Origin of the sequence: Carboxylicivirga agarovorans (genome assembly GCF_050589845.1) — a bacterium.
In the GTDB taxonomy this organism is placed as follows: domain Bacteria; phylum Bacteroidota; class Bacteroidia; order Bacteroidales; family Marinilabiliaceae; genus Carboxylicivirga; species Carboxylicivirga agarovorans.
The window spans coordinates 463,659-490,432 of sequence record NZ_JBNGPA010000001.1; the positions used below are offsets into that span (position 1 = coordinate 463,659).

Genomic DNA, 26,774 nt, shown 5'->3' on the forward strand with positions numbered 1-26,774 from the left:
ATAGTAAAGCCTGCTTCATGCATATTATTATATTTGTAATGTGGCAGAAGTTAAATCACATCGACGCATATTAGTCAGTCCTCTGAACTGGGGCTTGGGTCATGCCACACGTTTAATACCGGTTATCAGTGCGCTTATTAAGCAAGGCCATTATGTGATAATCGCAGGTGAAGGTGCTTCTCTGTCGGTGTTACGAAATGCTTTTCCTGAACTGGACTGGATTTTGCTTCCTGGCTTCAATGTATCGCTTTCACACCACCAATTTCAATGGTTCAAACTATTAAAACAGGTACCATCATTTATTAGAGCTCTAAATGAAGAACATGTCGCCGTTAATAAATTGATTAAATCACATAAGATTGATTTGCTCATATCCGACAATCGATATGGAATTTATTCAAAACAAGTATCTTCAGTAATTATTACTCATCAAACCAATCCATATCCCGGAAAATACCTAAGCTGGATACGCCCTTTCACCCGGGCTATCTCAACCAGACTAATAAAGCAATTTGATGAATGCTGGATTCCTGATAACACGAACGAACCCAGGCTATCGGGTTCTTTATCGACTCCGGCAAAACGATTAAAATACAAGTACATTGGATATCTGTCACGCTTAAACCCAATGCTTCATACAAGCAGAGCATTTTCAACAGATGTACTAATCATTTTATCGGGTCCTGAACCACAACGAACACAATTGGAACAAATACTCATCGATCAGCTTAGGCAAAGCCAGCTTAAAACGACCATTCTTTGTGCACGTCCTGATAAAAAAACGGCACAGATCGGCACCATTACGCTGCTACCACATTGCACGGCAGAAGAACAAAATCAACTCATTAACAATAGTAAATATATTATTTGCCGCTCAGGCTATTCCACATTAATGGATTTAATGCTGTGTAACAGAACCGCATTGCTAATTCCTACACCAGGTCAGTATGAACAGGAGTACCTGGCACAAAGAGCCTGCACCTTATTCGGCTTTCAATCAATCAGTCAAAGCGAATTAAAGAAAGGACATTTACCCGCCAAACTGAAGCATGACAACAACTTAAACAAAACGATTCAAACACCCGGATTTAAGCTTCCCTCCCTGCCTCTAAAAAAGTAGTTAATCGGTTTCAAACTTGTTTTAAAGGCATTCATCCTGAATTAAGGTCATCTCGTCAATAAAAATGTAACCTTTACGTCTTATGTCAGTATCTATAATCGGAATTGCACATCAAAGGTGAGTTTAATTTTCATCTAAAGTTAATTCTATCTAAACCGAACTCTTACAGGTATTGTAGGACATATATTAAAGACAAAATGACAACGTTACTAATAACATTATTATTACTATTGGCTTTCGGCCTATGGTTCTGGAAAAAAGGCATCGCCTTGCTGGCTGAACGTTATGCATCCAAAGAACTTGAAAAGTTATTATTTCCAAAAGGAGATAATGAAAAAGAAGCCATATTAGAATCGTTAGTTAAAATTACCAAAGGAAAATACAACAAGGAGTTATTACTTGATTATTTTTTGAAGATAAAAGGATTGCAGGTTATCAACATGTATGATCCTGTAGATTTCTGGACACGTCGATTTTTAATGAGTCCAACAAAGTTAAAGCTTAACTACTTTGAACAAGTTAAATTTTACGAAAGCTTTTTAAACTATCCTGAAGCTTCGGCCAGGATATTGGCAACGCAAACTGAGGATAACGATTATATCACATCCGAATCAAATGGGGGCTTCTACAAGAAGAAGCAGCTGGCCTAGTCAGCAAAACAAATGGCGCAAGTGGGATACAATTACTACTTGACAGGAAAGAAAACGGGAAGCCATCTGGCTTCCCGTTTTTTATTATTTTATAAGGTAGTGTTATTTCAATTCGAAGGTACTGGTTCCAATATTAAAACCATCAACAAAAACATCAACTGTGTATACGCCACCTAACAATTCACCATCTGCAGCTGCATAAAAAACACAGACATCAACATCTTCACCACCATATTCAAATTCACGACTGGCTGAATAGTTGATTTCCTGATCCTCATAGGTAAATACATTATCCTTTGAGTTTATTAACAACACTTCATCCGGTCTTTGAATACGCACATAAATTGTTTTAATACCAACAGGAGCTGTTACATTTTTATTAATGGTACAACACATGCGTATCTTTGCAACACTTCTGGCTTTCTTAGTAGTTTTCCCTTTTGCATTTAAACCCTGGGTTTCAATATTGCTGGTTTCCAACTGCGATGCTATCTCCACCTTTTTATCCAGGGTTTTCTTAACCTCTTCAAGCTCCTTATATGACTGTGCTATTTGATCGTGCTGCTTTCGGTACTTAATATTTTCCTTTGTCAGCTCCTCATTACGCCGGTTAAGCGAATCGATCTGAATAACAAAATTGCGCATTACGCCTCTCAGAGTTGTTAATTCCTTTTTGTACTCTCTTATTTTCCGGGCATTTGTCGCTTTTATAGTTTTAATCTCTTCAATTAAATGGGTAATCTTTTCACGTTCCTGCTCCAGCATCAGGTTTAATGTATCATTATTACTATGCAATGAATCATAATCCAAAGCCAGTTCCTGAAACTCTTCTGTTAACAACACTTTCTCTTCAGTCATCTCTTCAACAACCGCACGGTACTCCTGACGGTTACTGATAAAAAAGAATAATAAAACAGCAATAACAACTACAGCAACACCGCCAATAATATATACCAGTTTATTCGACGATGGTTTGTTTGTATTTTCCATAACTAACAGTCTACTTTTGAGTCTGAACACAAAGTTATTATTTTTTAACGTGCCTGCAATGACTGTCAATACAGTTGCACCGTTAGCTCAATAACATATCCTGCAATCGACATGCTTATTGGAATTATTGCAATCAAACCAACAAACTATTTACAAAGGAATTATAGATACAATCCAACCTCAATTGTTACCAATTACTGAAAATAAGTATTACACACTATAAACTATCGAACTATTATATAAATTTGTGAAGAATTAAAAAGTAGCTGTTTTGAAGAAAAAAATATTTCAACTGGCCATAATCGCTGTTATCTCTCAATTATTTTGGTATTGTGCAAACGTAGGAATGCCTAGCGGAGGCATCAAAGATGAAAATCCTCCTGTTGTTGTTAAGTCAATACCCGAGGCCAATGCTTTAAATTATCAAAAAAACACCGTTTATATTGAGTTTGATGAACTGATTCAGTTAAAAGACTACCGAAGCAAGTTTATTGTTTCACCTCCGGTTAACGAGCAACCTATTGTTGAAGCCCGGGGCAATCGCTTGATAATTGATTTTGAAGATGAAGAATTACAGCCAAATACAACCTACACACTTGACTTTGCCGATGCTATTGTTGACAATAATGAAGGAAATGTATTAGAAAACTACTCATTTTCATTCTCAACAGGCGAATACATAGATTCACTGCAGGTTTCAGGTAATCTTTACGATGCCGATGACCTTTCTCCTTCTGAAGGTGTTCTTATTTACCTGCACAAAAACCTGAACGACACGGCCATTCAAACACTGGTTCCAATACGTATAGCAAAAACAAATTCACTGGGACGTTTTAACATACGTAATGTCAGTCCGGGTAAGTACCGTATTTACGCGCTTGATGATGCCAATCGTAATAATAAATTTGATCAGCCAGGTGAAGCTATGGCATGGTCAGACATTATTGTTGAACCAGGTTTTGAGTACCGTACTTTTGCCGATACCATACGTATCGATTCTTTAGAAACAGATTCAATCAGCTATTATGAAAAACTGGTTTATACACCTGATAGTCTGCAGTTGTTTAAGTTTCAACACGATTATAAAGAGCAATACCTGGTCAGCGAAGAGCGCAAAGAGCGTGCTAAACTAACCTACTACTTTAATCGTCCACTGGAAGAAGACGCGAAAATATCATTGACAGGCAAAGATGATTTAAGAGATGTTTTTTTCATGGATCGATCTGCCATGAACGATACGGTTACCTTCTGGTTAAGGGATAGCACCTATTACAACCAGGACTCTTTATCAATTTCGATCAGCTATCCAATGCGTGACACGCTGGATAATCCATTCACCAAAACAGATACAATAGCCATGTACTTTTTTGAAGTGAAGGACAAAAAGAAAAAAAGACGTAAGAAAGATGAAGAACCGGAGCCTATTCCAACCATTAAATTGAAAAATGTTAAAAACAAGCTGGATGTATTTGGTCAGTTTCACTTCTCATTGCCGGCTCCGGCAACAACCTTTGATACGAAAGCGATAAAATTGTACAATCATAAAGACACAATACCTGAGGAACAAGCCTTTGAATTTATTCACAACGAGCATCAAATACTTAACTACACCATTAAGAGCGACTGGGAACCGGGCATTAAATACGAAATGATTATTGACTCAGCTGCAATATTTGATATCTATGGCTTATACAATGACTCGATCAACGCACAATTTTCTGTCAAATCGGTGGATAGTTATGGTCTGATACGCATCCAGGTATTAAATCCTCAAAAAAACTGGCTGGTTCAACTTATCAACCGAAAGGACATTATTGTACAACAAAAATACATTCGCAACGAAACTGGTAAAATTGGTTTCCGCTATATTAACCCTGGCGAATACATGTTACGCATTGTTGTTGATGAAAATATGAATGGCGAATGGGATAGTGGTAATTACTACGAACGTATACAACCCGAACAAATGTATTACTTCCCTAAGAAATTAAATGTTCGCAAAAACTGGGAAGACAATCATGGCACCTGGGATCCAATCTTGTTCAACGTTGATAATTTCTCCAGACAGTTTCGTAAACCTAAGAAAAAAGAAGAATAATGTCAGTACTGCTTAATTTTGCCATGTTTCCGACCGACAAAGGAGACAGCGTAAGTAAATATGTGAGTCAGATAATTAACCACATTAAAGAGAGTGGTGTTAGTTATAAGTTAAATCCCATGGGCACAACCATTGAAACCGATACCATGGAGCAGGCTCTTCAAATAGTACAGGAAAGCTATGATATTCTTGAACCGGTTTCCAATCGTATCTATTGCTCGATTAACATTGATGCTCAGAAAAACAAAGGAATGCGAATAGCCAGTAAAATTGCATCAATTGAAGCTAAAATTGGTGAAGTCAATAAGTAATTCGGGGCACTGTTTTTGATAGCAAACTGCCGTTAAATTATTTTTATGCAGAAATTACTTTCAGCAGTGCTTTTCACGACATTGAGCCTGCACATTAATGCCCAGTGCGATGACATTAACACATCCTTTAAATCGGGTGAAGTTGTTAATTACCATGCATATTATAACTGGGGATTTATATGGCTTAATGCGGGGCAGGTTTCGTTTACCGTTGAAGATTTTAAAGTTAATGATGTACCTGCCTATCATTTAAAGGCTCATGGTGCCACTTATTCTTCATACGATATCTTGTTTAAGGTACGTGATACCTTTGAAACCATTGTAGACACACTTCACCTTGAGCCTTATGAATTTAAGCGTATCACCAATGAAGGTAGCTATCATGCAAGCTATCTATATCAGTTTGACAGGGATAAACGGCAAATTAATGCAAGCATAAAAAAGGAAAAGGAGGCTCGACGCGACACCATTCTGCAATGGAAAGACTGTTCCTTTGATCTGCTGACAATGGTGTACAAAGCACGTAATATCGATTATACACAATACCAGGTAAATGAAAAAATCCCTATCAGCATGGTAGTTGATGGAGAAATACATGACATTTATATTCGTTACCTTGGAAAAGAAACTATTAAGAACCGGGACGGACGCAAGTTCAATTGTCTGAAATTTTCACCACTTTTAGTTGAAGGAACGATATTCAAAAGCGGGGAAGATATGACAGTTTGGGTAACCGATGATGCCAACCGCATTCCCATAATAGTTGAGGCAAAAATTCTTATCGGCTCAGTAAAAGCTGTTTTTGTAGATGCCTTCAATACACGTTACCCAATGTCTGCCGAGATTAAAAAGATGTAAATCGCTCTTTCCAATCCATTAATGGCGCCTGATAAACATCTTTTAAAATTGTAAACCGCCTCTTCAGGTCATCAGGCGCATTACCAACAACAAAGGTTCTTTTGAATGTTGTTAGCATATCCAGGTCATTGTAGTCATTACCAATAGCTGAAACATTAATGGCATCTACACCTTCCAGTCGACAAACCTCCAATATCCCATTGGCTTTAGAAACTTCAGTATTAAAACATTCCATCCAGATGCTAACACCATCAATTGGTGAGGTAGCCCTCACCACTTTCACACCAGACAATTGCTTCTCAATTGCCTTATATGTATCTATATCAGGAATAAAAGCAAGTGTCTGCGTATAGTCCAGTTCCGGAACGGAACCATTGATCACCTCCGCATGCGGATGATTAAATTCAAGGTAGCGTTCAAAATCGGGATGCGGATCATTTCCTTCAGGATGGAAAAACAAATGATTCTCAGGTATTGGATGATGTAATGTATACTCAACATGAAACTGTTTAAAAACCTCAACCACATCTTTGGTCTTTTTATAGCCAAGATGACACGTTTTTAATAATTTCTTTGTTTTCCAGCAATATATGCCGGCTCCGGATGAAAACACGAGGTAATCAATCGGAAAATCATCAGGTAAAACCCTAAAGGCTGACTGCAAGGTACGACCTGTTGCCACAACCCTTACAACACCATTCTCTCCCAACATTTTAAACACTGATAAATCCTTGGCATTAAAATCATGATCTCGTGCCAATATTGTTCCATCCAGGTCGCTTGCAACTAATTGTTTCATCTTTCAAATTAATTTTCAATATTGGTCTGTTCCTCCTGCACTATAGCCTTATTATCCAGGATGTATACTATTGTATTTGATCCAATTGATAAGGAGTGGCCTGATAAACGTAATAATTAAGCCAGTTAGAATATAACAAGCTGGCGTGACTTCGCCACAAGACCATCGGCTCATTATCAGGATTATCGTCAGGAAAATAATTCTCTGGTATGGCAATATCCAAACCCTTTGCCACATCACGGTCGTATTCCTCTTTTAGGGTCGATGCATCATATTCTGAGTGACCGGTCACAAATATTTGACGACGATCTTTCGACATCACCATGTAAACACCGGCCATATCTGATTTCGACAGTAAGATCAAATCAGGATGAGATAGTACCTCACTCTCTTTTACCTCGGTATAACGTGAATGGGGGGCATGGTACAGATCATTAAATCCGCGCATCAATGGCTCTTCCCTTTTTTCAACAGTATGCTTGAATACGCCAAACATTTTACTGTCGAGTTGATATTTTTTGATACCAAAATGATGGAACAAACCAGCCTGAGCACCCCAGCAGATATGAAAGGTGCTGGTCACATTGTTTTTGCTCCAATCCATTATCTCCTGTAATTCGGGCCAGTAATTCACCTCTTCAAAATCCAGCAGTTCAACAGGTGCACCGGTTATGATCATACCATCATACTTGTTGGCACGCACCTCGTCAAACACCTTATAAAAGGCAAACAAATGCTCTCTTGGAGTATTTTTTGAAACATGACTTGAAGTCATTAAAAAATCAACTTCAACCTGCAGCGGACTATTTGATAATGCTCTTAACAGGTGTGTTTCAGTAGCTATTTTTAAAGGCATCAGATTCAATATCAAAATTCTGAGGGGCCTTATATCTTGATGCAAAGCGCGCGTTTCGCCTATAACGAAAACATTTTCATTTTCCAGCACGTGGCGTGCCGGCAGCGCATCAGGAATTTTAATTGGCATATGGTGGTATTAGTTGTGTGGTGGTTAATGTTTTGCCAGTATTATCTTTTAACTATTCCAAAAAACAGAATATTTAAAATATTATCGATCTGCACTTTAAAATCTTCAAAGTTATCTAATGCCTGAAAAAGAGGACCTTCCAGACCTTTTAAGGCGATGGCAATTGCGACTGCAGCCATATTCACATTCTTCACCTGAAAACTATCGTCTTTCTGTCCTTCTTCCAGCATTTTAGTTAAAAGCTGTGCTTCTTCTGCTTCTCCTTTACCTCTTAGTTTATCAAAGAAATCGTATACACCTAGCGCGTCGTCTTTCAGTACCTTCATATAGTTCTCCAGCATATGAATGGTTTTCATGCGGGTGATAACGTATTCTTTAAATTTATCTTTTGGCTTTAACTCTGAGTCAACTACTTTATTCAATTCGGTAAAAAGTATGTCTTTTTCCATTTCAATTACGGCCTGAAAGATCTCCTCTTTATTTTTAAAATAATAATAAAGCGAGCTCTTTCCTTTACGCAACGCATGGGCAATATCTTCCATGGTTGTTTTCTTGTAGCCAAATTTTGCAAACAGCTCTCTGGCCGCCTCAATAATTGCAATGCGCATTCCGTCACTTGTCGTTTCTGACGGATAAGCAACTCCTATAGTCATCCCGGTATTTTTAGTAAGTATTTAAGCACAAAAATAAAAATACTTTTCTCGAATCAAAAGCACAGACCAAACGATTCTAAAATTAAAACTCTTATACCTCTGATTTGCTGCTCATTAAAAATCACTGAACCATTTGGTCGAATTACCTCTTCTCCTCAACCAATGCAAAATCCAATTGCTTTTTCTCCAGGTTAGCACTTGCAATCGATATCTTTAGCTGATCACCCAACTGATATGTTCTATTGAATTTACGGCCAACCAAACAATAATTATCTTCATCAAATGTATAGAAGTCATCATCCAGGTCTCGTATTGGAATCATTCCCTCACATTTATTTTCAATGATCTCAACATACAAGCCCCATTCTGTAACACCGGAAATAACTCCATCAAACTCTTCTCCCAGGTGATCTTTCATAAACTCAACCTGCTTGTACTTGATGGATGAACGTTCGGCATCTGCAGCACGTTGCTCCATATCCGAACTGTGCTCGCACATCTCTTCGTATGTTTCTTCATTAACCGAGCGTCCGCCATCGAGGTAGCGTTGCAGCAGGCGATGTACCATCATGTCCGGGTATCGGCGGATTGGCGAAGTAAAATGCGAATAGTGCTTAAACGCCAAACCATAGTGACCAATATTGTGTGTTGAATAAACAGCTTTAGCCATGGTACGGATGGCGAGTGTTTCAATCATATTTTGCTCACCTTTACCCTGCACTTGCGTTAACAAACGGTTCAATGAAGCACTAACTGACTCGGCACCTTTAGGCATGGCTTCATATCCAAACTTACGAACAAAGGATGCGAAGTTTTCAAACTTATCAGGGTTGGGCACATCATGGATTCGGTATACAAATGTTTTGGCCTTTCCTCGTCGTCCCTTATCCATCTCTTTATTACCTATGAGCTGAGCTACTTTTTTATTGGCCAGCAACATAAACTCTTCAATCAGCTTATTGGCATCTTTCGATTCCTTAAAATAGACACTTAATGGTTTGCCTTTATCATCGATCTTAAACCTCACTTCAATACGTTCAAAACCGACTGACCCTTGTGCAAATCGTTTATCCCGCAATTGTTTAGCAAGTTTATCCAATGATAAGATCTCATCCTTTAAGTCACCCTCTCCTGTTTCTATAATTTCCTGTGCCTCCTCGTAAGTGAAACGGCGGTCAGAATAAATCACTGTTCGTCCGAACCAGCTATTGTGAATATTGGCATCATCATCCATTTCAAAAACAGCGGAGAAACACAATTTCTCTTCATGCGGTCGCAGCGAACAAATAAAATTACTTAGGCGCTCCGGTAGCATCGGCACGACGCGGTCGACCAGGTAAACTGAAGTAGCACGTTCATACGCCTCTTTCTCCAGTAGAGTTTTTGGTTGCACATAATGGGTTACATCGGCAATATGCACACCCACTTCCCAACGTCCGTTTTCAAGCTTTTGAACAGAAAGGGCGTCATCAAAATCTTTGGCATCTACAGGATCAATGGTGAAGGTGGTAACATTCCTAAAATCCCGACGCTTCTTGATCTCTTCTTCAGTGATCTCAGCATTTATTGTTTCAGCTTCATCTATCACTTCCTGTGGGTATCGATAAGGTAAATTGAATTCAGCCAAAATAGCATGCATCTCTGCATGATGATCGCCTGCATCACCTAAAACATCAACGATCTCACCTATAGGATTCTTGGCTCTTTCAGGCCATTCTACTATACGGGCAATCGCCTTTTGTCCGTCTTTAGCATCTTTTAAACTCTTCCCGGGAATAAAGATATCATGCGACATTACACGGTCATCTACAACTAAAAAGGCCAGTCCACGTGATATTTGCATGACTCCTACAAAAGAGTCACGTTTGCGTTTTAAAATTTCGATAATTTCACCTTCAGGCTGCCTGTTACGACGGCGGGCATGCATAAATACTTTTACATGATCGCCGTTAAGCGCCTGGTTCATATTATTGCGTGGAATAAAAATATCGCCACCTTCATTTTCCTCATCAGGAACAACGTATGCCGAGCCTGAAGCTGTCATATCAACAACTCCGGTTATTGTAGACCCTCGACTTAAGAGTTTATATTTACCTGCTGCTACTTCGGTCAGGTAACCCGATTCAAACAAATCACTTAATATAATCTGTACCTTCTGACGCCCTGTTTTTTTCCTCACTTCCAACAACGACGCCACTTGTTTATAATTAAATGTTCGTTTGGGGTTATTAAAAAACAGTCCTTGTATTAATTGTCTCAGCTCATCTGTTCGGGATGGCTTTTTCTTTTTCTTCTTTACCATTTTAATTTCATTTGTGGTTTAAGGTTATGTCAATCTCCATGCATAAGCATTGATTTTATTGGTTTCGGGAGCACTACCCAAAGGTATAAAATAAATCCAATCGTAATTCCCTCCAATTTATGCTAACCTTTTCTTCATATTATCAGTATAAAAAGTTCCAGCAAGTCATTTTGTTTGGCTTCTTAACACCCAATATTGAAAAAATGCGAAATTACTTAATCATTATACTACTGACAGTTAGCTTCAATTGTATAGCCCAATCATATGAGTTATACAAAGGAGATACAATCAACTACACCGATATTAACAATCTGAAACAAGGATTATGGATTAAATTCAACAATTCGGGTGATGAGATACTGGAGCAGGGTATTTACACAAGCAACAAAAAAAAGGGTAGCTGGATCAGCTACTATCCCGACGGGAAAATAAAGCATAAAATAACCTACAAGAACGGTAAAGCAATAGGGCCAGCAGTATTTTATTACGAAAGTGGCTTAATATCGGAACAGGGCATCTGGCACATTGATCACTGGAAAGGAAATTATAAGTTCTACAATAAGAACGGAAGCCTTGCCTATGATTGGAATTATGATGAAAAAGGGAAACGAACAGGCACACAAAAATATTACCATGATAATGGAACCTTAAAGTATACAGGTGAGTGGAACGAGGGTAAAGCGACCGGTACTTTAAAGATATTTGATGATGATGGAAAGCTGGTTACAGAGCGTGTATACAACGATGGTGAGTTCCAGGAAAACAAAGCCATTACTGAAGTTATTACAACCAAAGAAGTGGCACCACGACAAGAAATGGCAGAAGCCAGAACAGCAAGTACGTTTAAAGGCACAGGTAATCACACCATATACAATCTGCACGGATTAGTTGAAAAACAAGGCTTTTTTGTCAACGGTAAAATTTTCACAGGCAAACATTGCTTTTATGACAGCCAGAATGAACTATCTAAAGTCATTCACTATCAAAACGGCAACATCATTAAAACTGAAGTATTTTAAACCATCAATTCACAAGCGTAAGATTTAGCGGTTCATTGATACAATTTCCAGATTTTAAAAGTATTAAACGTGCAATCTTAACTCAGCAGGACGGGGCTATGCCTTATTTCTATAAAACCTTGTTTTATTGTACTTTCACTGTTCATGACAACATTCTAATACATAATCCGGGTTAAACTACTGAAATAGTGTTCGTGGGAACAAGGTTTTTTGTAATTTAGCGGCTTGTTAAAAACACCACAATTAGGTTTGAGCAAGCATGGAAAATAAATTATTTCTATACAACACCCTATCTCGGAAGAAAGAAGAGTTTCAACCAATCAACCCCAAGCACGTTGGTTTATATGTATGTGGACCAACTGTTTACGGAGATCCTCATTTAGGCCATACGCGTCCGGCCATTACATTTGATATACTTTTCAGATACCTTAAGCACAGCGGCTTTAAAGTGCGTTATGTGCGTAATATTACCGATGTTGGTCACCTTGAAAACGATGGTGATGTTGGTGAAGATAAAATTGCTAAAAAAGCACGCCTGGAGGAACTGGAACCAATGGAAGTGGTACAATATTACACCGATCGCTACCATTCATACATGGATGAACTGAATGTACAAAAGCCAAGTATTGAACCACGTGCATCAGGACACATCATTGAACAGTTGGAAATTGTTGAAGATATACTTAAAAAAGGCCTGGCTTATGAAAGTAACGGCTCGGTTTACTTCGACGTTGAAAAATATAATAAAGACCATAACTACGGTGCACTTTCAGGTCGTAACATCGAAGACCTGTTAAGTACAACACGTGAACTGGACGGTCAGACTGAAAAGCGAAACAGCTTTGATTTCGCATTATGGAAAAAAGCTGCCCCTGAGCACATTATGCGTTGGCCATCTCGATTCAGTGACGGTTTTCCTGGCTGGCACCTTGAATGTTCGGCTATGAGCGCCAAGTACCTGGGTACTGAGTTTGACATTCATGGAGGAGGCATGGACCTGTTATTCCCGCACCACGAATGTGAAATAGCGCAGAGTACAGTTTGTAACGGACACACACCCGCACGTTACTGGATGCACAATAACATGATTACCATTGACGGACAAAAGATGGGCAAATCGTTGGGCAACTTTATCACATTAGAACAAATGTTCTCAGGTGATCATGAAAAGCTGGAGCAGGCCTACAGCCCTATGACTGTGCGTTTCTTTATCATGCAGGCACACTATCGCAGTACTCTTGACTTTTCAAACGAAGCCCTCCAGGCTTCGCAAAAAGGAATGGAACGATTGCTTGATGCCTGCAGTAACATGGATAAATTATCTGCCGGTCAATCTTCAAGCTTTAGTGTTAAGGAATTAAGCGACAAATGCTATACTGCATTGAACGATGACTTAAACACACCGATATTAATTGCTCACCTTTTCGATGGCGTTAAAAACATTAACAGTATGCTTGCTGGTAAAGCAAGTCTTAATGAAGCTGACCTCGAAACATTAAAGCAGTTAATGAACAATATGGTGGTTGATATCCTTGGATTATCAGTTGATGCTGATAGTAATTCAGGAGGCAATGATGAATTATTATCAGAAACCATTAACTTGTTATTGAATTTAAGAGTAGATGCCAAAGCCAACAAAGACTGGGCTACCGCCGACAAGATCAGAAATGAGCTTCAGGCACTGGGCGTTACAATTAAAGACACAAAAGACGGCTTCGAATGGAGCGTAAAATAATACAATGAAGATATTATCTAAACATACAACAGCAGGTTTGGCAATAGTTGCCAGCCTGCTTTTTTTTGGCTGTAACGAAAAGAAATCAACCGGCAGCAGTTCTAAGAAAAGCTCCAATGTTAAAACATTAGCAACCCCTGTATTTAATGCCGACTCGGCTTACCAGTATGTTGCCAGGCAGGTTGATTTTGGCCCAAGGGTACCCAATACAAAAGAGCATGCGGCCTGTGCTGAGTACCTGGCAGGGGAGCTTAAACGCTTTGGTGCCGACGTTATTGTACAGGAGGCCGATGTGGTAGCATATGACAACACCATATTAAAAGCCAAAAACATCATCGGACAATTCAATCCTGAAAAGAAAAATCGATTACTATTATTTGCTCACTGGGATACTCGCCCTTTTGCCGATTATGATCCTGATGAATCAAAACGGAACACTCCTATTGACGGGGCCAATGATGGCGCAAGTGGTGTAGGTGTTTTATTAGAGATAGCAAGACAAATTGGAAAACAGGGTCATCAACTGGGCATTGATATTATATTTTTTGATGCTGAAGATTATGGTCAGCCAGCCCACCTGAACCTGCCAAACAAAGAGGACACCTGGTGCCTGGGCTCACAATACTGGGGCAAAAATCCTCATAAACAAGGATATACAGCACGCTATGGCATCTTGCTTGATATGGTGGGTGCCAAAAATGCTCTTTTTTACAGAGAATTATATTCCAAAAGTTTTGCTCCAGAGCTTCTGAACAAAGTATGGAACACCGCTTATGACCTGGGCTTCGGTCAATATTTTGCTTTTGAAGATGGCGGAATGATAACAGATGACCATGTATATGTTTACCAGTTAACCGGTATTCCTTGTATTGATATTATCCAGCACGATCCTTCTTCATCGACAAGTTTTGGCAGCTATTGGCACACCCACGATGACACAATGGATAATATTGACAAACGCACCTTAAAGGCGGTAGGGCAAACGGTACTGGAAGTCATTTACTCTGAAAATTAACCCCGGGTTAAATATAAACAGTGAGAAGAACACTTCAATTGAGGTGTGACTTCTCTTCTTTTAGATGGAATAATAAAACTAAAGATGCCTCACTTACTTCCATATTTAAATGAACAGCTGATTGAAGCGGGTTGCGACGAAGCGGGTCGCGGATGCCTGGCTGGTCCTGTTGTAGCTGCTGCCGTTATACTGCCAAAAGATTTTAAGCACGAGTTATTGAACGACTCGAAGCAACTAACAGAAAAACAACGCCAAAAACTACGCCCGGTTATTGAACAGGAAGCCATAGCATGGGCTGTTTCATTTGTTGACCACCGGGAAATTGATGAAATAAACATATTAAAAGCATCGTATGTAGCCATGCATCGCAGTGTGGACCAGCTGACAACAAAACCTCAACACTTGTTAATTGACGGTAATCGCTTTATTCCTTACAAAGGCATTGATCATACTTGTATAGTAAAAGGTGATGGTAAATACTTATCTATTGCTGCCGCCAGTGTATTAGCCAAAACACATCGCGATGATTACATGGAGAAGATGCATGAACAATATCCCTTTTATGCCTGGGATAAAAACAAAGGATACCCAACCAAAGTACACCGGGCAGGTATTAAAGAACATGGCATCTCCCCCATTCATCGTAAAACCTTTCGTCTGCTCGATGAGCAATTGAGCCTGTTTTAGTGCTACTATTCCTTGATCAGGGAAAGTCATATGACTAAATTATTGCCTAACAACCTTTTTGTTGATGGTCATTGACGAGGCATCTTATGAAGTAACTCACAGGTAAGGTATCACTTTTAGTGAGGTGAAAACGACCATCACTGCCTGTCCTGTTCATAAAAAAAAGTCATGTACAGCTATTACTTAACTACATATGGCGTATAAACACTGAGCAAACATTTTCTTTGATGGTGGAACGTAAAAAAACCGGCCTGTAGCCGGTTCTTAATAACTTATCTGTCGGTATATAGAATCAGAAATAAACAGAGAAACCTCCTGTGAAAGCTACACCTCCGGCTTTAAGCTTAAACTTATCATCGTCATCATCTGTTTCGGTAAGCGATGCGTAACCAAGCCCCAGATCAATTGAAACAAAATCATTTAAAAAGATGGCAACACCAGCTCCTAAATCCCATCCTGAAATATTAGATTTCGACTCTTCATCTCCATCATCAGCTTTCGAATTACCAACCAATACATCGGCCTGAACATATGGTTTTACTTTTGAGGCGCCAATATAGTATCGTACCGTTGGTCCGAACATAAAAGAGTTTTCTTTGTAATCATCAATTTTTTCAAACTGATAATTAAAGGCTAAACCAATTGCAAGATTATCAATCACAAAGTAACTAACAGTCGGTTTAATGTTGAAATTGGTGACACCAAAGTCTTCTCCTACATCTTCTCCATCATACTCAAATTGATAGTTTAATGCTGAAAAATTCAAATCAGACGCGCCTGAAACTGCGACTTTTCCTTTTTCAGTTTGACCAAATGATACAACAGTGACCATAATAAGAATAACAAGTGATAAATACTTTTTCATAAATAAATAAGATTTGATTAAAACATAGTGCTTAAAGTTAAATACTAAGTATTAGAATACAATAACAAGCAATACAAAATAAACATAATACATATCATTGCTTATTATCACATCCCCTTGATAGCTCCAGTAATATTCATTGAATAGCGCCTTATTCCGGAAGAACTAAAAGGCCTGCTACAAAACACGCCTCACTTTTCGTCAAAAATTATATCTTTGGCAATCTGAAAATAGATTATAAATCAATAGACTTTGAATGTTGAACGAGCTTTGATTGTTGATAACTGTCCCATTTACAATCATTAATGACAATTAAAATTTGTAAGCAACTTCAAATCATTAAAGTACAGTAGTATGAGAAAAATAGCAGCGATTTTGCTAGTAGCATGCATTGGCTTTGTACAATTTGCGAAAGCTGATGAGGGTATGTGGTTATTGCCACTTATCAACAAGTTAAACATTGAGAAAATGCAGGAAATGGGCTTTAAACTTTCAGCTGAAGAAGTTTACAGCATCAATAATAGCAGTTTAAAAGACGCCATTGTCATTTTTGGTCGTGGCTGTACAGGTGAATTGATTTCCGACCAGGGATTGATCCTTACCAACCACCACTGCGGATATGGTAACATTCAGGAATTAAGCTCCGTTGAACACAACTACCTTAAAGATGGTTTCTGGGCTAAAAGCTTTGAGGAAGAGTTACCAGCACCTGGATTGTCTGTTACTTTCTTAAAGTACATGACAGACGTAACAGAGGATATCAACGCTGAGTTGAACGAAAACATGACCGAGGAAGAGCGAGCAGCTAAAATCAAGGAAGTTTCTGCTAATCTGGTTAAAGCTGCTCAGGAAGGTAACGAGTATCAAATTCGTGTACAGAGCTATTTCGAAGGCAACCAGTTCTTCCTGATTGCATACGAAAAATTTAACGATGTACGTTTCGTAGGTGCTCCTCCATCATCAATTGGTAAATTCGGTTTCGATACTGACAACTGGATGTGGCCTCGCCACACAGGTGATTTCAGCATGTTCCGTGTATACTGTGGTCCTGATGGCAAACCTGCAGAATATTCAAAAGACAACAAGCCTTATAAGCCAGCTCACCATCTACCTGTATCTTTAAAAGGTGTGCAAATGGATGATTATGCGATGACTATCGGTTTCCCTGGTAGCACTGAGCGTTATTTAACTTCATGGGGTATTGAAGAACGCATGGACATCATTAACCAGGCTCGCATCAAGCCTCGCGGTGTTAAGCAGGACATCTGGTTAAAAGACATGCGTGCTGATGAAAAAGTAAATATTCAGTATGCTTCAAAATTTGCCGGTAGCTCAAACTACTGGAAGAACTCTATTGGAATGAACCGCGGTTTAGAGAAATTAAATGTTCTTGGTCAAAAGCGTGAGTTAGAGAAAGAATTTACTGAGTGGGTAAATGCCGATAGCGACAGAAAAGCAAAATATGGCAATGTATTAGCTGAATTGGAGAAATCGTATGCTGATCGTGCTTCATTTGTAAAAGCCACTTCTTTCATAGCTGAATGTCAACTTCGTGGTGCTGAAGTATTCTACTTCGCATTTAAAGCCGGAGGCCTTGAAAAAGCCTTGGAAGAAGGTAAGCAGGAAGATATTGATAAAGCAGTTGCTAATCTTAAAAAAGCTGGTGAAAACTTCTTTAAAGATTACAACCCGGAAACAGATCGTAAAGTGATTGGTGCATTGTTGAAAATGTACAACGAGGATATTGACACCAAATATCACCCTTCGTTCTACGAAACAATTAACAAGAAATTCAAAGGCGACTTCCAGAAATTTGCTGACTATGTATATAACAAGTCTGTATTTATGGATGAAGCTCGTTTTAACGCTTTCCTTGAAAAGCCTTCTTTGAAAGTATTACAAAAGGATTTAGCTTACATCGGTGGTGTATCTTCAATTGAAAAATACCGTGAAATCAAAGGTATGGAAGCTGAAAGCGCTATTGCTATTGGCAAAAACAACCGTTTATTCATTGCCGGACTATTTGAAATGCAGCCTGACAAGGTATTCTATCCGGATGCTAACTTCACAATGCGTTTATCATACGGTAAAGTTGGTGACTACGAGCCAAAAGACGGAGTTCTTTACAAGCACTTCACCACCATTGAAGGTATCATGGAAAAAGAAGATCCTGATAACTTCGAATTCGAGGTACCAGCTAAACTTAAAGAACTTTGGAAGAACAAAGATTACGGTCAGTATGCTGATGCGGCTGGTTACATGCCTGTTTGTTTTACTTCAAACAACGACATTACCGGTGGTAACAGTGGTAGCCCTGTAATCAATGCTGAAGGTCATTTATTCGGTCTTGCGTTTGACGGAAACTGGGAAGCTATGAGTGGTGATATTGCTTTTGAAACAGAGCTTCAGAAGTGTATTAATGTTGATATCCGTTACGTACTGTTCATCATTGACAAGTATGCAGGAGCAACTAACCTTATTGATGAAATGACTTTGATAAAGTAATTCAGAATAATAGATAAACAAAAAGAGCTGCCGGATTCATCCGGCAGCTCTTTTTTGTTAAAATTGCTTAAATTCAGGCAGATTCATAGTATTCACCCGTTTAATCTTGTAGTTTCGTGCCACTTGAATGAACTTTAAAAATCCAAAGTATTCCATGGATTAATAGCTATTTTTGGAATATAAGCTAACTAGACTGATGCGCATCTTTTTAACTGTTATATTAATAGTACTATACTCTTCTGTTTTAAAAGCTGATGAGGGCATGTGGCTCCCATACCTGATCAGTAACAATCAAATTGAGCAGATGCAGGATAAAGGCCTGAAAATTCCTTTTGAATCGGTTTACAGCCAATCGGAGCCATCACTGAAAGATGCCATTGTTTCGCTGGATGACGGAAGTTGCACAGGTGAGTTTATCAGTAGTCAGGGATTATTGCTTACCAATCATCATTGTGGTTACAATGAAATTCAGCAACACAGCAGTGTAGAACACAATTATCTTCAAAACGGATTTTGGGCACGCACGAAAGAAGAAGAATTACCAAATCCGGGCAAAACAGCTACTCTGCTGATCGAAGCTCACGATGTAAGCGAACAGATACTGCAACATGCCCATGCTTTAAATGGAACCGGGCGACAAGTAACAATTGACAGCCTGATCAACATCATTGAAGCGGAGGCCTCAATAAAGCATCAACTTGATGCCAGGGTAAAATCATTTTTTAGCGGCAACACCTATATACTTTTTCTAACGCAAACGTTTCGTGATGTGCGATTGGTAGGAACACCGCCATCATCTATCGGCAAATTTGGCGGTGACACCGATAACTGGATGTGGCCCCGTCATACAGGTGATTTTAGTTTCTTCAGGGTGTATTGTGCTCCAGATGGCACACCGGCCGAATACTCAAAAAACAACATTCCTTTTGAACCCAAAATGCACCTCAAAATTGACCTCAGCGGAATAAAAAGAGATGATTTTACAATGACACTGGGTTATCCGGGGCATACACAACGCTATCTGACATCCTTTGGAATCAAGGAAATAAAGGAAGTTGTCAACCCTGTAGTTGCTGAAACCAGAAGTATAAAACAAGACATTTGGTCAAAGGCCATGAAAGCCTCAGAAGAAATTAATATTAAGTATGCTGCTAAATATTCTGAATCGAGTAACTACTGGAAATATGCTATTGGTCAGAATAAAGCGCTTGAAAAACTTGATATTATTGCCAAACAAAAGGAAATCGAAAGCAGCTTTACTGAATGGTTTAAAAACGACTCTCTCTATCTTAAAGAATATGGGAAGACGCTTCCTGTCATTGAAGCATCTTACCTGCTTGGTAACAAATTAACCCTGGCCGAAACCATTACCCAGGAGACGATGCTTGAGGGGCCTGAAATAATAAACTTTGCTTTGGAAATAAGCACTCTTTATATGGAGTTGCAGGAAAAAAGAGGAGACTCTGAAGCCTACGTTCAGGATCTGGAGCATTATACCAAAAGCATTGATCAACTGTATAAGGATTTTGACGCTGCACTGGACCAAAAGATATTTATGGCCATGCTAAGTTATTACCTTGAAGAAACACCTGAGAAACTAAGACCTGAGATTGAGTCTCTGCTTGGTAAAAAATACCTGGATAACTGGTCGGAATTCACTGATGACCTTTACGCAAAATCAGCCCTGTCCGACTCAGACACAGCCATAGAGTTAATAAAGAGTGATAATCCTGATGCTTTCTTTGAAGATCCGGCCATTGCCTTCTCATACCAGGTATTAGCCTATTTTTATAAAATATTAGACTTACATGATAAACTAAACCGCCAATACGACGATGCACAACGTCTGTTGGTAAAAGGTTACATGCAACAAAAGCCTGAAAAAGATTTTTACCCTGATGCCAACAGCACCTTAAGGTTATCATATGGCACAGTTGGCGATTATGAGCCTAAAGATGGGGTTAAATACAAATATCTGACCACTTTAAGCGGCATTATTGAAAAAGAAGATCCGGAACAACTGGATTTTAGGGTTCCCGAGCAATTAAAGACCCTGTACTACAAAAAAGATTTTGCCTCCTATGCGCTTGACAATGGCAAAATGCCGGTATGTTTTCTAACCAACAATGATATAACGGGAGGAAACAGTGGAAGTCCGGTTCTTAATGGCGACGGCAATTTAATTGGTTTGGCTTTTGATGGAAACTGGGAAGCCATGACCAGTGATTTGGCATATGAGGAACGCCTGCAAAAATGTATTTGCGTTGATATACGCTATATTATATTCATTCTTGACAAAATGGCCAATGCACAGCACTTAATTGATGAGATGGAAATAGTTAATCAATAACAAATTCGATTTATATTTACATACTCATTATATTAACACTGATGGCAAAAAACAAATACTACGTCGTTTGGATAGGCGCAAAACCAGGCATTTACAAAAGCTGGCCAGAATGTCAGGCACAGATAAAGGGATTTCCTGCAGCTAAATACAAAGGTTTTGCCACACTAGAAGAAGCACAATCGGCATACAGCAATGGCTTTTCTAATTACATATCACAGGGTACAAGAGGTAGCAAAACCAAAACACCATCCATCAATTCAAAAGCCAATATCATCAGTAACAGTATTGCCGTTGATGCAGCCTGCAGTGGTAATCCGGGGGTCATGGAATACCAGGGGGTATATACCAAAGATAACCGCCAGTTGTTTCATCAAAAATTTAACCTGGGGACCAATAACATTGGTGAATTTCTGGCCCTTATACATGGAATCTCCTATCTGCAGAAAAACAACCTGAATATTCCAATTTATTCAGATTCGAAAATTGCCATTGGATGGGTTATGAAAAAGCAGTGCAAATCAAAACTGGCTGAAACACCCAAAACAAAAGAATTGTTCGAACTGGTCAGAAGAGCTGAAAACTGGCTAAAGACCAACACCATTAAAGTTAAAATACTGAAGTGGGATACCAAAAACTGGGGTGAGATACCGGCTGACTTTGGTCGTAAATAGGTTTTAAAATCAGTTAAGTGTCATAAAAGGCACTCTGAAAACAACCCGCGTTCCCTTTCGACCATATTTCGACAGATCTTCTACCATAAGGGTGACCGCTTGCTTCTTGTCATTATCATTCATCAGTTCAAGGCGCTCTTTGGTTAAACTCATAGCTACCGATGCATGCTTTTTACCTTTTACCTTATTTTTCTCCATTGAGCTCTTAATGCCAATGCCATTATCTTCAATTGAAAACTCCAGCTTATCATCATTGCGCTTCAGGCACACATGAATATAACTATCCTCTTTTGTCAACTCACCATGTTCAATGGCATTCTCAAGAAAGGGCTGCGTTAACATAGGCGGCACCAACACACTGCTTAACTCAATAGCATCTTCAAATTCTATCTTATAGTTGATCTTATTGTCAAACCTGCGATTTTGCAGACTCATATACTTGTCTAAAATCTCTTTTTCCTTTTTTAGAGTAATACGCTCTTGTTTGGCATATTGCAGTATTAAGCGCATTAAGGTGGAAAAGTCAGCTACAAAATCAACCGCGTCTTCCTGGTTGTTTTCAAGAATAATGCACTGCAGGGCCGATAAGGAGTTAAAAATAAAATGAGGATTCATCTGTGTGCGCAGCACCTTCTGCTCCATGTTTAGGCGACGCTGTCTTTCTTTAATTTTCATGACATTGAACCATATCAGAGCGATAATTGTCAGTAGCAGAAAGAATATTGACAAGCCCCACATATACAAATGGTTCCGTTCTACTTTCGCTGAGGCAATAAGCAACTCTTTCTCACTCTTCTCATTGTGGTATTTCTTTTCTAACTCAATAAGTTTATCAAGCTGCTGCTGATCAAATATTGAATCTTTTAAAGCATAGGACTGCTCCAGCACTTCATTTGCCTGTTTATACTTCCCAAGTGATTTATAGGCCCGGTATATCTCCTCAAGATTATCGCTCTTAACTTCTCTTAAACCAACCTTCTCATTGTACTCAGCTGCTTTTTCGTAGGCACTAAGGGCCAAATCAACCTGACCTTTGTTTAGGTGCATTTCACCCTTCATGCTGTAAGTGTGCACCAGTCCAATATGATCACCCAGTTCGGTAAATATCTTCAGTGCCTCATTAAAGTATTCTTCAGCTCTTTCATTTTGTCCCTGTAAGCCAAACAACCTACCAAGATTGGCTGAAACAGAAGCCATGCCATCCTTTTTATCCAGATTTCGATACGCTTCGTACGCTTTCTTGTAATACTTGAAACCAGCATCCAGATCATTGATGCGAACACTAATAACAGCCAGGTTATTTGTCACAGCAGCCACTGAAGAATAGTCTTCAAGCTCCTCGTAGATTGCCAGGGCATTGTTGTAATATTCATAAACCAGGTTATACCGCTCCCACTTACCATATATAATACCCAGATTTTGGTATGACATGGCTATTCCTTCCTTATTATTGGCTTTTTTCTCCAGCTCCAATGATCGGTTATAGGCTACCAAAGCACTATCAAAATTAGCTTTCAAATAATGAACCAGTCCAATATTATTATACAACGCAGCCAGTTGAGCTGAATCACCAACTTCCTGAAATTTAACCAATGCCGATTGATATGATTGGAGTGAGTGGCTTAACTCCTGCTTGTAGTAATACACCTCTCCCATAAAATTATGGTAATATGCCTTTCTTTTTAAATCGCGAAACGGACAATCATCGAGGTGATTTAATGCAAGAGCATGCACGCTATCGATGTTTTCGTATACTATAGCAGTCAGCTCTTTCATCCGCTGCTCCCATTTAGCACCGGAATCAGGCTCAGTGTTTTGTCCAATAATATGTAGAGGTATCTGTAGAAACAGAAGAGGGATGATTAAAAAACGAATGCTTACCATAATCCTATTGTAACTGTAACCAAAAGTAATATCTTTTTTTGGATTGTTAATCAACTACATCCACCACCTTTAATTTAATACTGATTTTTAGCTGACTGCGATTGTGATTTACATTTACCCATGCTTCCCTCAACTTTACCCTCACAAACCTCTTTCGCTTTCTTAAACTATAATTAAGCTCTGGCGACACATTAACGACAAAGCCTCCTTCAACTCCTTTTACTCCGTCTCTTTTATAAGCTTCTGTTAGAGTCCTTGAATTATCAATATGGACAGCTATTAGCAGTTCTACATGCTGTATTTTTGTAATTTTACCACGATTTCAATTTATTGCCGGGCATATTGCCTGATAATTATAGTTCGATTTTTTAATGCAGTGTTTTTATCCGATAACAGAGCAACAACTCAATGAATTACCAAACGCCTTTAATGATCCGTTTGATTATTCACCTCATCCACTTTGCATATATGCCAAAGAACAATTAGAAACAAAACTCCCCTTACCATCTGAAATGAATAAGGGCAAAATGTATGGTGTACTAATTGTAAAAAACGATGAGGGTCAATTGGGCTATCTGACTGCCTGTTCCGGCAATGAAAAGGAAGAGAGCGCTGATCTTCATTTTGTACCCCAGGTATATGATATCACTAATCCTTCGGGCTATTTCAGAACAGAGGAACAGAAACTGAATAAGATCAATGAGGCTATCAAAAGCTTAAAGAACTCATCTGAGCTGGAGCTGCTGAAACAGCAGCTATCAACAAAGGAAAAGACTGTTAAGCAGACTATTGACGAAATTAAAGAACAGAACAAAATAAATAAGGCCAGGCGTGACATAGTGCGCCAAAGCACAAGCGACAATGCCATCCACCAGCAGCTTATTAAAGAGAGTCAGACAGAAAAAAGTCAATTCAACAAACTTAAAAAGCAACTTAAAGAAGAACTGGATGCACTCAAAGAGACCATAAAAACGCATCATGATAAAATCAGTACTTTAAAAGCACTGCGAAAATCGAGATCTGCTGAGATACAACAAGAGCTTTTTAATAATTACATCTTTGTAAATGCCAATGGAGAAAAGGCCAGTGCCACAGAGATCTTCAGGCAGAAATTAAATACACTACCTCCTGCAGGTACGGGCGATTGTGCAGCTCCCAAGTTGCTTCAATATGCCTTTCTGAATAGTTATGAACCAATTGCCCTTGCAGAGTTTTGGTGGGGTCCGTCACCACAAAAGGAAGTTCGCCGGCATGGCTCCTTTTATCCGGCCTGCAAAAGCAAGTGTGAACCTCTTCTTGGATTTATGCTTCAGGGTCTTCCTGTTGATTCAGACAAGCAAAAACAAACATATCAGATTGAACTTTTGTTTGAAGACCCATCTTTTATGATCATAAACAAGCCCTCGGGTTTGTTATCGGTGCCTGGTAAATCGAAGGACGAATCGGTTTATTCACAAATCAGGCAACTGCGCCCGCAAGCTGAAGAGCCATTCATTGTTCATCGCCTCGACAGAGACACTTCGGGCTTAATGATAATAAGCAAAACGAAACAAGCCTATGTCAATATTCAAAAGCAGTTTCTGAACCGTGATGTCAGAAAGCAATACGTTGCCATTCTGCAAGGAACCATTAAGGGAGACACAGGCATTATAGATCTTCCTTTGCGTGTTGACCTTGAAGACCGTCCCCGTCAACTGGTGTGTGATCAGTATGGCAAGCCCGCAAGAACTGAATTCAAAGTCATAAAAAGGCACAACAACCAGACACGCATCTGCTTTTGTCCGCTTACAGGTCGCACTCACCAGCTACGGGTACATGCAGCTCATATCAAAGGGCTCAACACGCCAATCATTGGTGATGTGCTATATGGACAAAAGGCAACACGTTTAATGCTTCATGCCGAAACAATCGCATTTAAACACCCTGTTACAAATAAGGTGGTATCATTTAACTGCCCGGCTCCTTTTTAGGGTATTGAGCATATGAACTGTGTGGATTGCCGGACAGTCACAAACAGAGTCATAAAGGAATTGATTTGATGATGTGTAGATTCGTCGAAGCGGTAACTTGTTTATCTGTCAAATTGATTCTTATAACTGCACACCCTACCGCGCATTCACGATAGCTATCGAACACGTCAAATTCTACATCTATTCATTGAAAAACTATTCAGATAACTATACGCGATATGATAAGTTATCTGATGACTTACAGAAAGTCGCCTTGTTAAAAACCGTTATGCTTAGCACCAAAAAGTTAAATCTAATTTATTAAGCATGAGTGGCATTGTTATTGAAATGTGTGATGTACAATTTTAAAATTTATCGATATGAGCGAAAGAATGAAGTATTTTGTAATGACACATGGCATTGAAATTCCACAGGAGATTGACACTAATCCATACATAGGACTGACACAGGAGGAAATTGAAAAAGTTACGCAACAACTCAGGCAGGAAAACCTGCTGTTCTTTTAGCACCTCTATATTCAAAAACAGGAAATGTTACTAATATAAACTCCCGATCTCTTACTATGAGATCGGGAGTTTTTTCATACAATAAGTTAGGTGGTATATAACAACATTGTAACAATGCTAATAAGCCGGGATTGAAATTTAATGTCAAACACTATTTAAAATGAGATATAAAAAAAGAGGATGTCCGAAAATAAAGTTTCACGCTAAGAACGCTAAGAATCTCGCAGAGGCCGCAAAGTGTAAAATATTACTTTTCAAAACTTTGCGTTCTTTGCGATTGTTTTACTTTGCGCATTTGGCGAGAAATGTTAATGTTTTTGTACACCCTCTTCAAATTTCTTTCTCAAAACTACAGTTTAATCATCTTCACCCTTCCTACCTGACCTGTTTTAAGACGACACTCAATGCCTTTAAGGTGAAAAGAAACTTCATCCAGGATATCCTGAACCACACCATGTGTCAGATGTCCACTCCTTTCATCCTGCTTTTGAAGAATTGCAACCTTTGTTCCTTTCTTAATGTTTTTTCTATCCCTTCCATCCATATCTATAGTAGATTATATAAATTATTGTTGTACTGGCTATTCTATAACTATAGGTTTGGTCAATGCCATTCACTAATAAAAGTTCCCCCAAAAATGGCTTGCAAATATAGGAAATCAGTGATTGTATATCGAAATATGAGTTCAAAAATATCAATGCCCTCTCTGGTTCCAGGGCACTGATTTATCAAGCTCATTTAATGAACTTTAAAGCCATGCACCACCATATAATCATGTAATATCAGAGACGAATTTTGATA

At 38.9% G+C, this 26,774-nt stretch carries 22 protein-coding genes; 14 read left to right on the forward strand and 8 right to left on the reverse strand.

What is annotated here, in order from left to right:
• Positions 1 to 40: 40 nt before the first annotated feature.
• Together ACRD69_RS01805 and ACRD69_RS01810 are read left to right on the forward strand one after the other, a co-directional pair.
• Positions 41 to 1,120, forward strand: coding sequence for a glycosyltransferase (locus ACRD69_RS01805; protein ID WP_430813349.1), 1,080 nt, complete (start codon positions 41 to 43; stop codon positions 1,118 to 1,120).
• Positions 1,121 to 1,317: 197 nt separating this feature from the next.
• Entirely contained in the window at positions 1,318 to 1,770 is a 453-nt protein-coding gene (locus tag ACRD69_RS01810; protein ID WP_430813350.1) for a hypothetical protein, read from the forward strand.
• A 102-nt stretch (positions 1,771 to 1,872) separates the two neighbouring features.
• Here the strand turns inward: ACRD69_RS01810 and ACRD69_RS01815 are convergent, their stop codons facing one another.
• A complete protein-coding gene (locus ACRD69_RS01815; protein WP_430813351.1) occupies positions 1,873 to 2,760 on the reverse strand; it encodes a hypothetical protein in 888 nt (295 codons plus the stop codon).
• A 271-nt stretch (positions 2,761 to 3,031) separates the two neighbouring features.
• Between ACRD69_RS01815 and ACRD69_RS01820 the strand changes: the two genes are divergently transcribed.
• From ACRD69_RS01820 to ACRD69_RS01830, 3 genes are read left to right on the forward strand one after another with little or no spacing between them, the layout of a single operon-like run.
• Complete coding sequence (locus tag ACRD69_RS01820; protein WP_430813352.1) at positions 3,032 to 4,858, forward strand: Ig-like domain-containing domain; 1,827 nt, start codon at positions 3,032 to 3,034, stop codon at positions 4,856 to 4,858.
• Positions 4,858 to 5,169 (forward strand): MTH1187 family thiamine-binding protein, encoded by a 312-nt coding sequence (locus tag ACRD69_RS01825; protein ID WP_430813353.1) that lies wholly within the window; start codon positions 4,858 to 4,860, stop codon positions 5,167 to 5,169. The genes ACRD69_RS01820 and ACRD69_RS01825 overlap by 1 nt, the downstream gene beginning before the upstream one ends.
• A gap of 45 nt (positions 5,170 to 5,214) precedes the next feature.
• Positions 5,215 to 6,027 carry a DUF3108 domain-containing protein gene (locus ACRD69_RS01830; RefSeq protein ID WP_430813354.1) on the forward strand — a complete coding sequence of 271 codons (813 nt, stop codon included), beginning with the start codon at positions 5,215 to 5,217 and terminating at the stop codon, positions 6,025 to 6,027.
• On the opposite strand, the gene ACRD69_RS01835 is transcribed toward ACRD69_RS01830, so the two are convergent.
• The 4 genes from ACRD69_RS01835 to rnr all read right to left on the reverse strand — a co-directional run bounded on the left by ACRD69_RS01835 (position 6,014) and on the right by rnr (position 10,766).
• Complete coding sequence (locus ACRD69_RS01835) at positions 6,014 to 6,826, reverse strand: HAD hydrolase family protein (protein WP_430813355.1); 813 nt, start codon at positions 6,824 to 6,826, stop codon at positions 6,014 to 6,016. The two genes, ACRD69_RS01830 and ACRD69_RS01835, sit on opposite strands and share 14 nt — an antisense overlap.
• 67 nt (positions 6,827 to 6,893) lie before the next feature.
• Positions 6,894 to 7,811 carry a homoserine O-acetyltransferase MetA gene (gene metA / locus ACRD69_RS01840; RefSeq protein WP_430813356.1) on the reverse strand — a complete coding sequence of 306 codons (918 nt, stop codon included), beginning with the start codon at positions 7,809 to 7,811 and terminating at the stop codon, positions 6,894 to 6,896.
• Positions 7,812 to 7,852: 41 nt separating this feature from the next.
• Entirely contained in the window at positions 7,853 to 8,464 is a 612-nt protein-coding gene (locus tag ACRD69_RS01845) for a TetR/AcrR family transcriptional regulator (RefSeq protein WP_430813357.1), read from the reverse strand.
• A gap of 142 nt (positions 8,465 to 8,606) precedes the next feature.
• Complete coding sequence (rnr, locus tag ACRD69_RS01850) at positions 8,607 to 10,766, reverse strand: ribonuclease R (protein WP_430813358.1); 2,160 nt, start codon at positions 10,764 to 10,766, stop codon at positions 8,607 to 8,609.
• 203 nt (positions 10,767 to 10,969) lie between these two features.
• Between rnr and ACRD69_RS01855 the strand changes: the two genes are divergently transcribed.
• From ACRD69_RS01855 to rnhB, 4 genes are all read left to right on the forward strand, one after another.
• Positions 10,970 to 11,785 (forward strand): toxin-antitoxin system YwqK family antitoxin, encoded by an 816-nt coding sequence (locus ACRD69_RS01855; protein ID WP_430813359.1) that lies wholly within the window; start codon positions 10,970 to 10,972, stop codon positions 11,783 to 11,785.
• A 259-nt stretch (positions 11,786 to 12,044) separates the two neighbouring features.
• Positions 12,045 to 13,520 carry a cysteine--tRNA ligase gene (gene cysS / locus ACRD69_RS01860; protein WP_430813360.1) on the forward strand — a complete coding sequence of 492 codons (1,476 nt, stop codon included), beginning with the start codon at positions 12,045 to 12,047 and terminating at the stop codon, positions 13,518 to 13,520.
• Between the two features lie 4 nt (positions 13,521 to 13,524).
• Positions 13,525 to 14,535: a M28 family peptidase gene (locus ACRD69_RS01865; RefSeq protein WP_430813361.1), complete on the forward strand. Its 1,011-nt coding sequence runs from the start codon at positions 13,525 to 13,527 to the stop codon at positions 14,533 to 14,535.
• A gap of 84 nt (positions 14,536 to 14,619) precedes the next feature.
• The gene (rnhB, locus tag ACRD69_RS01870) at positions 14,620 to 15,222 is read left to right on the forward strand and encodes a ribonuclease HII (protein WP_430813362.1); all 603 of its coding nucleotides are present in this window, start codon (positions 14,620 to 14,622) and stop codon (positions 15,220 to 15,222) included.
• 292 nt (positions 15,223 to 15,514) lie between these two features.
• Here the strand turns inward: rnhB and ACRD69_RS01875 are convergent, their stop codons facing one another.
• On the reverse strand, positions 15,515 to 16,087 hold the full coding sequence (locus tag ACRD69_RS01875; protein WP_430813363.1) for an outer membrane beta-barrel protein: 573 nt from the start codon (positions 16,085 to 16,087) through the stop codon (positions 15,515 to 15,517).
• Positions 16,088 to 16,441: 354 nt separating this feature from the next.
• On the opposite strand from ACRD69_RS01875, the gene ACRD69_RS01880 reads away from it, so the two are divergent.
• The 3 genes from ACRD69_RS01880 to ACRD69_RS01890 all read left to right on the forward strand — a co-directional run bounded on the left by ACRD69_RS01880 (position 16,442) and on the right by ACRD69_RS01890 (position 21,613).
• Positions 16,442 to 18,592 carry a S46 family peptidase gene (locus ACRD69_RS01880; RefSeq protein WP_430813364.1) on the forward strand — a complete coding sequence of 717 codons (2,151 nt, stop codon included), beginning with the start codon at positions 16,442 to 16,444 and terminating at the stop codon, positions 18,590 to 18,592.
• Between the two features lie 172 nt (positions 18,593 to 18,764).
• Complete coding sequence (locus tag ACRD69_RS01885; RefSeq protein WP_430813365.1) at positions 18,765 to 20,942, forward strand: S46 family peptidase; 2,178 nt, start codon at positions 18,765 to 18,767, stop codon at positions 20,940 to 20,942.
• Positions 20,943 to 20,983: 41 nt separating this feature from the next.
• The gene (locus tag ACRD69_RS01890; RefSeq protein ID WP_430813366.1) at positions 20,984 to 21,613 is read left to right on the forward strand and encodes a ribonuclease H1 domain-containing protein; all 630 of its coding nucleotides are present in this window, start codon (positions 20,984 to 20,986) and stop codon (positions 21,611 to 21,613) included.
• A gap of 9 nt (positions 21,614 to 21,622) precedes the next feature.
• On the opposite strand, the gene ACRD69_RS01895 is transcribed toward ACRD69_RS01890, so the two are convergent.
• Positions 21,623 to 23,389: a tetratricopeptide repeat-containing sensor histidine kinase gene (locus tag ACRD69_RS01895; protein WP_430813367.1), complete on the reverse strand. Its 1,767-nt coding sequence runs from the start codon at positions 23,387 to 23,389 to the stop codon at positions 21,623 to 21,625.
• Between the two features lie 479 nt (positions 23,390 to 23,868).
• Here ACRD69_RS01895 and ACRD69_RS01900 point away from each other — a divergent pair, with 479 nt between their 5' ends.
• The gene (locus tag ACRD69_RS01900) at positions 23,869 to 25,467 is read left to right on the forward strand and encodes an RluA family pseudouridine synthase (protein WP_430813368.1); all 1,599 of its coding nucleotides are present in this window, start codon (positions 23,869 to 23,871) and stop codon (positions 25,465 to 25,467) included.
• Between the two features lie 359 nt (positions 25,468 to 25,826).
• Positions 25,827 to 25,973 (forward strand): hypothetical protein, encoded by a 147-nt coding sequence (locus ACRD69_RS01905; protein WP_430813369.1) that lies wholly within the window; start codon positions 25,827 to 25,829, stop codon positions 25,971 to 25,973.
• 349 nt (positions 25,974 to 26,322) lie between these two features.
• Here the strand turns inward: ACRD69_RS01905 and ACRD69_RS01910 are convergent, their stop codons facing one another.
• A complete protein-coding gene (locus ACRD69_RS01910; RefSeq protein WP_430813370.1) occupies positions 26,323 to 26,517 on the reverse strand; it encodes a YwbE family protein in 195 nt (64 codons plus the stop codon).
• Between the last annotated feature and the right edge of the window lie 257 nt (positions 26,518 to 26,774).